Origin of the sequence: Alcaligenes sp. PF14 (genome assembly GCF_037150615.1) — a bacterium.
GTDB classification, from domain to species: Bacteria; Pseudomonadota; Gammaproteobacteria; order Burkholderiales; family Burkholderiaceae_B; genus Alcaligenes; species Alcaligenes phenolicus.
The window spans coordinates 288,354-300,276 of sequence record NZ_JBAGRS010000002.1 but is presented as its reverse complement, the minus strand read 5'-3'; the positions used below and the strand labels follow the sequence as shown (position 1 = coordinate 300,276).

Below are 11,923 nucleotides of genomic sequence, written 5' to 3'. Positions count from 1 at the left end.
GAGTCCCCATGACACGTCCCATCGTGCTGCAACTGGCATCTTTGGCCCAGCACCCTTCTTTTGACGAAATCGACCGTCATTTCGAGCGCATTGTCCTCCAGGACCTGAACCAGCTCTCTGCCCAGCAGATCGAACGCGTACAGGTACTCCTGACCAGCGCTGTCACTGCCACCCCCGCTTCCTTGATGGACCGCCTGCCCGCTTTGAAAGCGATTTGCAGCGTAGGGGTAGGCTACGACTCCATCGACGTACAGGCCGCCAAACAGCGCGGTATTCAGGTCAGTACCACTCCTGATGTTCTGAACGATTGCGTGGCCGATATGGCCTGGGCCTTGATGCTGGATGCGGCTCGCCGTGTGACGGAATCGGATCGCTACGTGCGTGCCGGTCTGTGGGACAGACCCAATGGTTTCGGGCTGGGGACGCGGGTCAGCGGCAAGAAGCTGGGCATTGTGGGCCTGGGACGCATTGGCCAGACCATTGCCCGCCGCGCCAGTGGCTTTGATATGGAACTGCGCTATCACAACCGCCGTCCACGTCACGATGTGCCCTGGCACTACGAGCCTTCCCTGATCGAACTGGCCCATTGGGCAGACATCATGGTGATTGCTGCCGTCGGTGGCGATGAGACACGGGGGCTGATCAATATAGACGTGCTGAACGCCTTGGGTCCCAAAGGGATTCTGGTCAATATTGCCCGCGGCAGCGTGGTCGATGAAAGCGCACTGATTGCCGCCCTGCAGGAAGGACGACTGGGCTCTGCCGGGCTGGATGTGTTCGAGAATGAACCCCAGGTGCCCCAGGCCTTGCGCGATCTGAACCAGGTCGTTCTGGCACCGCACACGGCCAGTGCAACGCACGAGACACGCGAAGCCATGCTCTCGCTGACGCTGGAAAATGTATTGCAGTATCAAAAAACCGGCAAAGTGCTCACGCCGCTTACCGTATAAAAAACAAGTCGCCTACCGTTTTCGCGGTGGCGACTTATTGAATGCGCTGTCTGAATCAGGAATCGACAGGGTCCATATTGTCGGGGTCAATGCCGCTGGTTTTTAAATTATTATCATCGGCAAAGCCACAGACGAATTTCCAGGCCAAAGGTTCAAGCTCTCGCAGGCGAGCATCCACCACCACACATCGCACGCCGTCAATCAATCGCGGCACCACATAGGGCGAATAGGTCAGATGACCACCCATCGCCCCAGCGGGACGAAACTGGGACATTACACCGGCCAAGCGTTCTGCCCAATCACTGGGACGAAAGCGCTGATCCTGCCGGGTCACACCATGGATTACAAGTTGCTTCACTGGCTCTGTCATAACAATTAATCGCTCATCGTGCAGTTCAGGTATGCTGCACCTTTTCCTTTCTCGCCACGCATTGTATCCGATCGCGGCCACGCAAAGCCCGGGATTCAATAAATTAGCCGCTTGACAATTTATTGCTAATCATTACTTTGCCCTCTCGCTTTATTCCAAAACCAAACGGTTTCCCCTTCCCCGCCACAGACCGGCTTTGCTCTTAATAGCCGGACAGGTTAAGATGGCTTTCTTTATCCGCAGGATTTTTTTATGGATGCCATCGTGCAAGCAGGACCGCTTCGGCACTTTCTGCAATTTCGCGACTTTTCTCACGACGAAATTTTATATGTGCTGGAACGCGCACGCCTGATCAAAGACAAGTTCAAACGCTATCAGCCGCACCACACATTGCACGACCGCACCTTGGCGATGGTTTTTGAAAAAGCCAGCACCCGTACCCGTGTTTCGTTTGAAGCCGGTATGTATCAGTTGGGCGGTTCGGTCATTCACCTGACCACCACCGACTCGCAGCTGGGCCGCTCCGAACCTATCGAAGATACCGCCCGCGTGGTTTCACGCATGGTCGATATCGTCATGATTCGTACCTTCGAGCAAACCCGTCTGGAGCGCTTTGCCTCCCACTCGCGTGTGCCGGTCATCAATGGCCTGACCAACGAATTTCATCCTTGCCAGATTCTGGCCGACATCTTCACCTTTATCGAACACCGTGGCGATATCAAGGGCAAGACCGTGGCCTGGATTGGTGACGCCAACAATATGGCCTACACCTGGCTGCAAGCGGCGGAAATCCTGGGCTTCACCCTGCATGTGTCGGCCCCTAACGGCTACCACCTGGAATCCGATCGCACCGGCAACCCGGATTCCAGCATTCTGCGTGAATTCGACGACCCACTGGAAGCCTGCAAGGGCGCGCACCTGGTCACCACCGACGTGTGGACCAGCATGGGTTACGAAGACGAAAACGAAGAGCGTCGCAAAGCCTTTGCTGACTGGTGTGTGGATCAGGAAATGATGGATGTGGCCGACCCAGAAGCCATCTTCATGCACTGCCTGCCCGCTCACCGTGGCGAGGAAGTAACCGGCGAAGTCATTGACGGCCCACAAAGCGTGGTCTGGGACGAAGCCGAGAACCGCTTGCACGTACAGAAAGCGTTGATGGAGTTCCTGATTCTGGGTCGTCTGGAAGCCTGAGTGCTTCTACCCGGAGCAGACTTTGCTCAATGACATAAAAAGGGGATACGTCGTATCCCCTTTTTAATACCGGATCGCTTCACACGCCTATTCAAACGGGATTCAAATAATCCCTTTGAATATACGTTCTAAACTGGCGTACTGCTGATCCTTTAACCGCCAAACTCAAGTCCTGAAAGCGTCAGGCAATGCGATAAGCGATCTCAAGCAACACCGCCAACATCAACACCAGATTCGCTTTACTCCTGGATTTCCAAACCCGCCAAGCGATAGCCAACCTGCAACTCAGTCAGTAAATACTTGGGTTGTGCCGCATCCTCTTCCAGCTTTTGGCGCAGCTGCATCATGTACACCCGCAGGTAATGAGGCCTATCGGAATACGCCGCTCCCCAAGTTTCATGCAGCAAATGTTGGTGCGTCAGCACCTTGCCATGTCCCCGGATCAAGGCCGTCAGCAAGCGAAACTCGATCGGTGTCAAATGCACTGCCTCCCCGTCCCGCGTGACCTCATGGGAGGCCAGATCCACCTGCACGTTCCCAAAGCGAACCCGCGAAGAAGCCGTCTGAACATTCGGAACCAGCTGAGAGCGCCGTAACAAGGCCCGGATCCGGGCCAGCAGCTCCGGTACGCCAAAGGGCTTGACCAGATAATCGTCCGCCCCGGCATTCAAGGCTGCTACTTTTTCTTCCTCTCGCTCACGCGCCGACAGCACCAGAATGGGCGAATACACCCAGCTGCGCAGATCACGAATCAAGTCCTTGCCATCCCCATCGGGCAGACCCAAATCCACAATCATCAAATCAGGGCGACGGGTTGCCGCATCCATGCGCGCCTGCGCCAGCGTGCTGGCCTCAATCACGGACATGCCTTCCTGCTCCAAGGCAATTCGCACGAAACGACGAATATTGCATTCGTCCTCCACGATCAGTATCTGGGCTTTGTTCATGTCAGTAGCTCGTCATCATCCATACGGGGAGCCGCTTTCCAGGGCAGGCGAATCTCGAAGATCACGCCATGGGGCATACGCGGCTTGGCGCTGATCGTACCACCATGTGCGGCAATAATCGTGCGACACAGGCCCAGCCCCAAGCCCACACCTGCCACAGAGGACTCTTTCTGCCCCCGGGTAAACGTATCGAACAAGCGCTCGGGATCACCGGGCGGCAAGCCTGGCCCGTCATCACTGATCATTAAATACATGGACTGACCAGAACACAGGCCGCGCAGGGAAATCGTACTGGTGACGGGCGTATATTTGGCGGCATTATCCAGCAGATTCGTCACCACTCGCTCCAGCAAAACACCATCCACCTCGATCAAAGGCAGGTCGGCCGCAAACTCGGTCACCACCTTGCGAGGCTGCAAAGCCGCTGAGCAACGGGCAACGGCAATCCCCACAATCTCGTCCAGGGCATGCCATTCCTTATGCAACTTCACCCCTTCGCTTTGCATACGCGCCAGATCCAGCAGGTTGGATACTTGGCGGCGCAATTCGTCCGATTCAATGCGGATCGATCGGGCAATATCCGTGCGCTCGGTTTCACTCAAGCCTTTGGGCTGCTCCAGCGTTTCTGCCAGGCCTCGAATCACAGTCAAGGGCGTGCGTAAATCGTGCGAGACAGCGGATAGCAAGGTATTGCGCATTTTCTCCCCCTCCATGCGCAGCACCGTATCCTGGGCGATTTCCACATAATGAATTCGCTCCAGAGCCTGGGCCAAGGTAAAGCAACAAGCATCCAGCAAGCGCCGTCCATCCGGTGTCCTCAAGGAAGCGGCTCCGCCGGACTGCACCACCAAGACCCCACGCGGGGCCATGGGGCCTTTCAAGGGCAGATACAGGGCACTGGCACCGCTCAGGGTTTCAGTGCCATTACCGGCGGCTTCCATATGATCAAACACCCACTGCGCCACCGATAGCTCTACAAAGCCTGTATGACGAGTCGCTACCAACTGGTTTTGCTGATCCGGCACCACCAGTACCACCTGCATCTCGAACAAAGGTTCCAGCGTATCGCGGCAGACCGCCAGGACTTGTTCCAGGGCCAAGGCTCCGGCCAAGTCCCGGCTGACACGAGTCAATGCCGCAGCACGGCGTTCACCATCACGGGCAGCCCTGGCTTCGGCCTGCAGCTTGGCAGCCAGTTGGCCAATAATCAGCGCCACTCCCAGCATGACGCCGAAGGTAAAGACATATTGGGTATCCGTTACCGAGAAGGAATAGCGCGGCTCGACAAAAAAGAAGTCGAAAAACGCCACTGACAGCAAAGAAGCCCATACTCCCGCCAGTCGTCCCAAACGCAGGGCAATAAAGACCACAGTGATCAGGAACAGCATGATCACGTTGGAGAGCTCGAAAAAGGGCAAGAGCTTCTCGGCCAGCAAGGTGGTCACAACACAAATAATGGACGCAATCGACAAGGCCTTGCCTTGTGCCATGGGTTGTTCCAGCTCCAGGGGCCGTATGGGCCGCTGTACCGTATCCATACGCAGCAGCAGCAAACCAATTTCAGGGTTGCTGCGCGCCAAGCGCTCGGACAGACGAGTGCGCCAGGGCCAGATAGATCGCGCTGACGAGTTTCCCAAAATCAGCTTGGTCGCATTGCGTTGACGGGCATAGGCCAAAATCGTATGCGCCACATCCTGCCCGGCAATATTGGCAAACTCGGCTCCGGCATGCTGAGCGCTGGCCGCCAAGCGCACCAGTGCTTCCTGCGCCTTGATCTGCCCGCTTTCCTGCGGCGTATCCACATGCAGCACAATCCAGGGCGTCTGCAATTGCTGGGCCAAGCGCGCCCCCTCCCGAATCAGAGCTTCCTGGGCGCTATCGGCACTGACGCATACCATCAGTAACTCACGTGTCGGCCAAACTGTCCGGATCGCATGGGAGATCCGATACACATGCACGTCCGCATTGACCCGATCCGCCACCCGGCGCAAAGCCAACTCACGCAGAGCAATCAGATTGCCGCGACGAAAGAAATTCTGACGCGCGTGGGCCACCGAGTCGGCCAGATACACTTTGCCCGCACTCAGACGAGACAAGAGATCATCCGGCGGCAGATCCACCAGCAAGACATCGGCCGCCCGATCAAAAATCCGGTCTGGCACCGTCTCCCGAACCCGTACCCCGACAATGCCGCCCACCACCTCATTCAGGCTGTCCAGATGCTGCACATTGAGCGCGGTATACACATCAATGCCCGCATCCAGCAATTCCTCCACATCCTGCCAGCGCTTGGCGTGTCGACTGCCTTCAATATTGGAGTGCGCCAGCTCGTCAACCAGCAGCAGCTGATAACCCGAGGCCAAGGCAGCATCCAGATCAAACTCCGTCACCGCCCGCCCCTGACGTTGATACTCCTTGCGGGGCAGCACGGGCAAACCGTCAATCAGAGCCTGGGTTTCCTGGCGGCCATGGGTTTCCACAATCCCGATAGCCACGGACACGCCCTCGGACTGGCGTTGATGCGCCTCCTTGAGCATGGCGTAGGTTTTCCCTACGCCCGCACAAGCGCCGAAGAAAATCTTGAGCTGCCCACGACGAGGCTGGTGCGGATCCTCGCCAATCACCTGCAGCAGCTCATCCGGGTCCGGCCTATCCTCAAGTGACATGAATCTGCGCACTCCATCCAGAAAATTGCTATTGATCTTACGCTCTTATCCAAAAAACGGCGTCAGCAGCAAATCAATCAGCTTGATGCCTATGAAAGGTGCGATCAGCCCTCCCAAGCCGTAAATCAGCAAGTTGCGTTTCAGCAAACGGCTGGCCGGTTCGGCCCGATACTTCACACCCCGCAAGGCCAAAGGAATCAAGGCGATGATGATCAAGGCATTGAAAATGACTGCCGACAGGATGGCGCTAGCCGGACTATGCAGTTGCATCACATTCAAGGCACCCAAAGCAGGATACGTGACCACAAAAGCCGCAGGAATAATCGCAAAGTACTTGGCCAGATCATTGGCAATGCTGAAGGTGGTCAGGGCTCCGCGCGTCATGATCATCTGCTTGCCCACTTCCACCACACGCAGGAGCTTGGTGGGGTTACTGTCCAGATCCACCATATTGCCGGCCTCTTTAGCCGCCTGGGTGCCGCTGTTCATGGCCACGGCCACATCGGCCTGCGCCAGAGCAGGCGCATCATTCGTGCCGTCGCCAGTCATGGCAACCAGGCGACCTTCATCCTGATAGCGCCGAATCAATTGCAGCTTGTCCTCGGGCGTGGCCTCGGCGAGATAATCATCCACCCCGGCTTCGGCCGCAATGGCAGCGGCGGTCAGCTTGTTGTCCCCGGTAATCATGACAGTCTTGATGCCCATGGCGCGCAACTCGGCAAAGCGCTCCTTGATACCGCCTTTGACGATATCCTTGAGCTCCACCACACCCAGCACCTTATTACCTTCAGTGACGACCAGCGGTGTGCTGCCCCGGCGAGCGACCTCATTGACCAAGGTGTCCAGTTCGCGAGGAAACACGCCGCCCAGGGACTCGATATGGGAGCGCATGGTATTTGCCGCCCCTTTTCGAATCTGACGACCATCGATATCAATACCGCTCATGCGTGTATGGGCGCTAAAGGCAATGGTCTGCGCACCTTGCAATTCACGACCACGCAAATTGAAAAGCTGCTTGGCCAGCACCACAATGGAGCGTCCTTCGGGGGTCTCGTCCGCCAACGATGCCAATTGAGCCGCGTCTGCCAAGGCCTGTTCCGATACCTGCGGCGCGGGCAAAAAGGCCGAGGCCTCCCGATTACCCAGCGTAATGGTGCCTGTCTTGTCCAGCAGCAGAACATCCACGTCTCCCGCCGCCTCGATAGCGCGGCCCGAGCTGGCCAGCACATTGGCTTTCATCATGCGACTCATCCCGGCGACACCTACCGCCGACAGCAAGGCACCGATGGTAGTCGGAATCAGACACACCAACAGAGCAATCAAGGCGGTAATCGTAACGGGCGAACCTTGGCCGGTCAGCACCGTTGCAAAGCTGGAGAAAGGCAGCAAGGTCACGCACACCAGCAGAAAGATCAGCGTCAGGGCAACCAGCAAGATATTCAAGGCAATCTCGTTTGGCGTCTTGCCGCGCTTGGCGCCCTCCACCATCGCAATCATGCGATCCAGAAAAGCCTCACCCGGTTTGGCGGTGACCCGCATCACGATCCAGTCAGACAGAACGCGGGTTCCCCCCGTCACAGAACAAAAGTCGCCTCCCGACTCCCGGATAACCGGCGCCGATTCACCCGTAATGGCGGACTCATCTACCGACGCTGCCCCCTGCAGCACTTCGCCGTCAGCCGGAATAATCTGGCCCGCTTCAACCAGCACATAGGCACCGGGCAGCAGTTCGTCGCTGGGGACAGGCCAGGCGCGGCTATCACGGGCGGGGTCTTTCAGAACCTTGGCCATGACCCGCTTGCGCGTAGAACGCAGCGCGTCGGCCTGCGCTTTACCACGCCCTTCTGCCGCGGCTTCGGCCGCATTGGCAAACAGGACCGTAAACCACAGCCAGGCTGCAATAGACCAGATAAATCCAGCGGGGGCCTCACCCTGCCCCATCAAGGCCTGCACGCCCAGCAAGCTGGTGACGATACTGCCCAGATACACCACACACATCACCGGGTTCTTGAACTGCACCCGAGGCGACAATTTCTTGAAGGCTTCCTTGCACACCGTGCCCCAGGGCACGGCCTGAAATGCCGTCGAACGCTGGGCCTCTTGCGGGGCTTTCAGATCAGTAATAGACATAATGACACCTGCTCCTAACGCACTGCGGGCTGGGCACGCTTGGCCATGTCCAGCGCCAGATTAAGCTCCAAGACCTGCACGCGTGGCTCGCCCAGCACCCCTAATTGACGAGCACTGGTATAGCGATCAATCAGGACCTGGACCTGAGCCAGCGGCATACCGCGCACTTTGGCGATACGAGCAGCCTGCAAACGGGCGTTGGCCACCGAAATATGCGGGTCCAAACCCGATGCCGACGCTGTGACAGCATCTACAGGCACGGGAGCATCCTCTGCCAAACCGTTCATCAGGCGATATGCCTTGCTGCGTTCTGCCACAGCCTCCAGCAAACTTTTGCTTAATACCCCCTGATTGCTGGCACCACTGGCCGCCGCGTTATAGGGCTGCGCAATGCTCTTGGAAGGGTCAGCCGGATCGGCTCCCAACGTCGCGCTGGGACGCCCTTGGAAATACTCGGGCTGACTGAAGTACTGACCAATCTGGCGTGAACCCACGAGCTGGCCGTCACGCAGAATCAGGCTGCCCTTTGCCTGCTCCGGAAACAGGGCGGTGCCGATAAAGGTCGTGGCCAACGGGTAGGCAATGCCCGTCAACAGCATAAAAAACAAGGCAGACAGCAGCACGGGACGCAAGAAGCTTTTCATCGTCGGTGCCGCCGGTGTCGAAACCATAAATTGATGGGTAGACATGACAGTCAATCCTCAAAAAGTAATGCCATCGAGCATCAACAGGTGCTCCACAATTGGGCCCAGCGCCAGTGCAGGCAGGAAAGTCAGCCCGCCCACCACCAGAACCACGAAAATCAACAGGCCGGTGAACAAGGGGGTGGCCGTCGACAAGGTGCCTGGTCCGGCAGGAACCGCTTTCTTGGCAGCCAGCACACCGGCCAGAGCCAGCAGGGGCAGCAGGGTCAGATACCGCCCCACCAACATGGCCAGCCCTATCGTTGTATTGAAGAAAGGGGTGTTCGCGTTGAAACCTGCAAAGGCGGAACCGTTATTAGCCGTACCCGAGGTATAGGCGTACAGAACTTCGCTGAAACCATGTGGCCCCATATTGGACAGACTATCCATAGTGGATGGCAGCACGCTGGCCAAGGCCGTAAAACCCAGAATGCTGAAGGCATGCGCCAGCATGGCCAGCATCACGTACTTCATCTCCCGCGCCTCGATCTTCTTGCCCAAGAACTCCGGGCTGCGCCCTATCATCATGCCCACCAGAAACACCGTCAGAATGGCGTAGCTGACCAGGCTGATAAAGCCCACGCCTATCCCGCCAAACACGTTGTTCAGCATCATTTGGGCAATCGGCACCAGGCCACCCAAAGGCGTCAGCGAAGAGTGCATGGCATCGACCGAGCCGGTAGTCGCAGCCGTGGTCACGGTGGCAAACAAGCTGCTTTGCGCCACACCGAAGCGCAGTTCCTTGCCCTCCAGATTGCCACCGCCCATCGTGCTGCTTTGGGTTTGGTCCACCCCCAGGGAAGTCAGCAAAGGGTTGCCTGCCTGTTCGGCGCTATAAATCAGGGACAGAAAACCGATGAACATCACCAGGAAGGCCGCAAAGAAAGCCCAACCCTGGCGACGACGAGCCAGCATGGAGCCAAAGGCGTAAGTCAGGGCCGAGGGCACCAGCAACATGCTGAGCATATGCACGGTATTGGTCAGCGGCGTAGGGTTTTCAAATGGATGAGCCGCGTTCATACCAAAGAAGCCGCCCCCATTAGTCCCCACATGCTTGATGCTTTCAAGGCTGGCTACTGGCCCCAGAATTATCTGCTGCTTGAGACCTTCCAGCGTATTGACCACGACATCCGAGCTCAGTGTCTGTGGCATACCCTGCCAGATATACAACAAGGCCAGCAGGAAGCTGCACGGCAAAAGCAAGCGATACAAGGAGCGGGTGAAATCCACCCAGTAGTTGCCAATATCCGCCGAGCTTTTACGGCTTAAGCCACGGATGAAACCTCCTGCCGCTGCCAGACCCGTTGTGGCACTGATCATCATCAGAAAGGTGATGGCCGCCATTTGGGAAAAATTGGACAGACTGGATTCACCCGAGTACGCCTGCCAATTAGTATTGGTCGTAAAAGACACAGCCGTATTAAAGGCCAGGTCAGGCGTTTGTGCGGCGCGCTGCAGGCTGTCGCCGGGAATCCAGCCCTGCACCCGCAAAAGAATATATCCCAGAAGCAACATGGCGGCATTGCTCAACAAGAGCGCCAGACCATATCGCTTCCAGGACATTTTCTCTTCAGGATTCACGCCCAGCAGCCGATACGTGCCACGTTCGATCAGGCTGTGATTGGGGCTACTGAAAAAATGGGCAATCCATTTACCCACCACCACTAACAAGACCGTAGAGACGGCCAGAATAACTAGAAACTGCATCAGATCGTCCAGCATGACAGCTCCTCTTACAGCTTCTCAAGACCAAGAACAAATCCGGTCGCCATCGCAAAGAACGCGAACAGCACCGCTAAAAATAGAAAATCACTCATATGCACACCTGTTCCCACAATGAACACTTGCTGGCCTGAACTTAGAATTTTTCGGCCTTGAGCAAGGCATAGAACAAATAGATAAACAGCCCCAGAGAAATCCCTCCTGCCAGAACCGTAAAAAAGGACGCACTCATCCCGAACTCCTGATCAATGCTGACTTGCAGCAGACAGAGAAAGTCTAGGAGTGGCGGCATAAATTCAGAGCAGTGTTTACTGGCCTGCGTATAAAGACGGCATATGGATTTGGGCCAGGGCGACACCGGCACGCTCCAGCAACTGATCTGTCCAGCGTTGATAAGTCTGTCTGGCAATAAGGTGCAAAGTGCTCAGGTGCTGATCCAGGCCCAACAAGATATGTTCTGCATCCTGGGCCGCCGGACCGTATACCTGCTCCAACTCGCAGCGGCCGTGATCACACCACTGACGGATGCTGTCGGCAGTCACTTCCAGGTGGCCTTGAAAGGCCCAATGCGGGCCCAGGCAGAAACCTTTATTCAGGCAATGAGGGCCGTATAAAGTCCGGCTGGCCCCCGAGGGAATCTGGAAGGTGTCGTAATGCCAGTTGAACAGCATGGCACGCCTGGGCAGGCCCATGACACGCCGGGCGTAGGGACTGCTCCAGACCTGGCCCCAGCCTATGTTCGGATACGGATTGCGCTGCACGCGGGCCCCCAGGGAACGCGCCAGCAGTTGTGCCCCGAAGCAATGCCCCAGAACCGGAACATGACGCTGAACCGCATCCTGCAACAAGGCATGCTCCTGCTCTATCCAGGGCAAAAGATCATTGACACTGCGATCACTGCCCAGCACCACCACCCCGCTGTAATCACGAGCCGACACGGGCGCCCGGCCATCCAGCGGCGACATGCACAAGTGATAGGGAAGACCGTGGCTCTCCAGATGATCCAGCAGCACCCCCGGCCCTTGCGTGACCTCGTGCTGCAAAACAAGAATGGGTTTCATGAGATGAAAGCCTGACCGCGCAGGCCTGTTGTTCAGGAGAACTCACTGTAGAACTGGCCGTATCAAGACCAGGATCTGTTTGCGATCAGGCTCGTATAAGTGGCATCAAGGTGCTCCCTGCTGCACACAAAAAACCAAGACCGTCATTTGCCTGACATATGCCTTTGCTCAAATGTAATCGTTTTCATTTTGACTGCTGG

At 56.9% G+C, this 11,923-nt stretch carries 10 protein-coding genes; 2 read left to right on the top strand and 8 right to left on the bottom strand.

The genetic code is table 11. The annotated features are described in order from the left end of the window. The first annotated feature begins 8 nt into the window (after nucleotides 1-8). Nucleotides 9-950, top strand: a complete 942-nt coding sequence (locus WFM49_RS05470; protein ID WP_060186010.1) for a 2-hydroxyacid dehydrogenase — start codon at nucleotides 9-11, stop codon at nucleotides 948-950. 55 nt (nucleotides 951-1,005) lie between these two features. On the opposite strand, the gene WFM49_RS05465 is transcribed toward WFM49_RS05470, so the two are convergent. Next, the gene (locus WFM49_RS05465) at nucleotides 1,006-1,320 is read right to left on the bottom strand and encodes a DUF3579 domain-containing protein (RefSeq protein ID WP_009455652.1); all 315 of its coding nucleotides are present in this window, start codon (nucleotides 1,318-1,320) and stop codon (nucleotides 1,006-1,008) included. Nucleotides 1,321-1,572: 252 nt separating this feature from the next. Between WFM49_RS05465 and argF the strand changes: the two genes are divergently transcribed. After that, nucleotides 1,573-2,514, top strand: a complete 942-nt coding sequence (gene argF / locus WFM49_RS05460; protein ID WP_021446751.1) for an ornithine carbamoyltransferase — start codon at nucleotides 1,573-1,575, stop codon at nucleotides 2,512-2,514. 239 nt (nucleotides 2,515-2,753) lie between these two features. Here argF and WFM49_RS05455 read toward each other — a convergent pair whose 3' ends face one another. The 7 genes from WFM49_RS05455 to WFM49_RS05425 all read right to left on the bottom strand — a co-directional run bounded on the left by WFM49_RS05455 (nucleotide 2,754) and on the right by WFM49_RS05425 (nucleotide 11,723). Next, entirely contained in the window at nucleotides 2,754-3,461 is a 708-nt protein-coding gene (locus WFM49_RS05455) for a response regulator (RefSeq protein ID WP_336972194.1), read from the bottom strand. After that, the gene (locus tag WFM49_RS05450) at nucleotides 3,458-6,127 is read right to left on the bottom strand and encodes a sensor histidine kinase KdpD (RefSeq protein WP_336972192.1); all 2,670 of its coding nucleotides are present in this window, start codon (nucleotides 6,125-6,127) and stop codon (nucleotides 3,458-3,460) included. The genes WFM49_RS05455 and WFM49_RS05450 overlap by 4 nt, the downstream gene beginning before the upstream one ends. Nucleotides 6,128-6,172: 45 nt before the next feature. After that, a complete protein-coding gene (gene kdpB / locus WFM49_RS05445; RefSeq protein ID WP_336972191.1) occupies nucleotides 6,173-8,257 on the bottom strand; it encodes a potassium-transporting ATPase subunit KdpB in 2,085 nt (694 codons plus the stop codon). A gap of 14 nt (nucleotides 8,258-8,271) precedes the next feature. Further along, on the bottom strand, nucleotides 8,272-8,946 hold the full coding sequence (gene kdpC / locus WFM49_RS05440) for a potassium-transporting ATPase subunit KdpC (protein ID WP_083053777.1): 675 nt from the start codon (nucleotides 8,944-8,946) through the stop codon (nucleotides 8,272-8,274). A 12-nt stretch (nucleotides 8,947-8,958) separates the two neighbouring features. After that, nucleotides 8,959-10,662 (bottom strand): potassium-transporting ATPase subunit KdpA, encoded by a 1,704-nt coding sequence (gene kdpA / locus WFM49_RS05435; RefSeq protein WP_060186013.1) that lies wholly within the window; start codon nucleotides 10,660-10,662, stop codon nucleotides 8,959-8,961. Nucleotides 10,663-10,798: 136 nt separating this feature from the next. Next, on the bottom strand, nucleotides 10,799-10,894 hold the full coding sequence (kdpF, locus tag WFM49_RS05430) for a K(+)-transporting ATPase subunit F (RefSeq protein ID WP_022983188.1): 96 nt from the start codon (nucleotides 10,892-10,894) through the stop codon (nucleotides 10,799-10,801). A 76-nt stretch (nucleotides 10,895-10,970) separates the two neighbouring features. Further along, entirely contained in the window at nucleotides 10,971-11,723 is a 753-nt protein-coding gene (locus WFM49_RS05425; protein WP_035268225.1) for a type 1 glutamine amidotransferase, read from the bottom strand. Between the last annotated feature and the right edge of the window lie 200 nt (nucleotides 11,724-11,923).

Excerpts from the sequence above, each read along its gene's own strand:
- WFM49_RS05470 (WP_060186010.1), top strand. The coding sequence starts at position 9 with ATGACACGTCCCATCGTGCTGCAACTGGCATCTTTGGCCCAGCACCCT.
- WFM49_RS05465 (WP_009455652.1), bottom strand. The coding sequence starts at position 1,320 with ATGACAGAGCCAGTGAAGCAACTTGTAATCCATGGTGTGACCCGGCAG.
- kdpC (WP_083053777.1), bottom strand. The coding sequence starts at position 8,946 with ATGTCTACCCATCAATTTATGGTTTCGACACCGGCGGCACCGACGATG.
- kdpB (WP_336972191.1), bottom strand. The coding sequence starts at position 8,257 with ATGTCTATTACTGATCTGAAAGCCCCGCAAGAGGCCCAGCGTTCGACG.
- argF (WP_021446751.1), top strand. The coding sequence starts at position 1,573 with ATGGATGCCATCGTGCAAGCAGGACCGCTTCGGCACTTTCTGCAATTT.
- kdpF (WP_022983188.1), bottom strand. The coding sequence starts at position 10,894 with ATGAGTGCGTCCTTTTTTACGGTTCTGGCAGGAGGGATTTCTCTGGGG.
- WFM49_RS05450 (WP_336972192.1), bottom strand. The coding sequence starts at position 6,127 with ATGTCACTTGAGGATAGGCCGGACCCGGATGAGCTGCTGCAGGTGATT.
- WFM49_RS05425 (WP_035268225.1), bottom strand. The coding sequence starts at position 11,723 with ATGAAACCCATTCTTGTTTTGCAGCACGAGGTCACGCAAGGGCCGGGG.
- WFM49_RS05455 (WP_336972194.1), bottom strand. The coding sequence starts at position 3,461 with ATGAACAAAGCCCAGATACTGATCGTGGAGGACGAATGCAATATTCGT.
- kdpA (WP_060186013.1), bottom strand. The coding sequence starts at position 10,662 with ATGCTGGACGATCTGATGCAGTTTCTAGTTATTCTGGCCGTCTCTACG.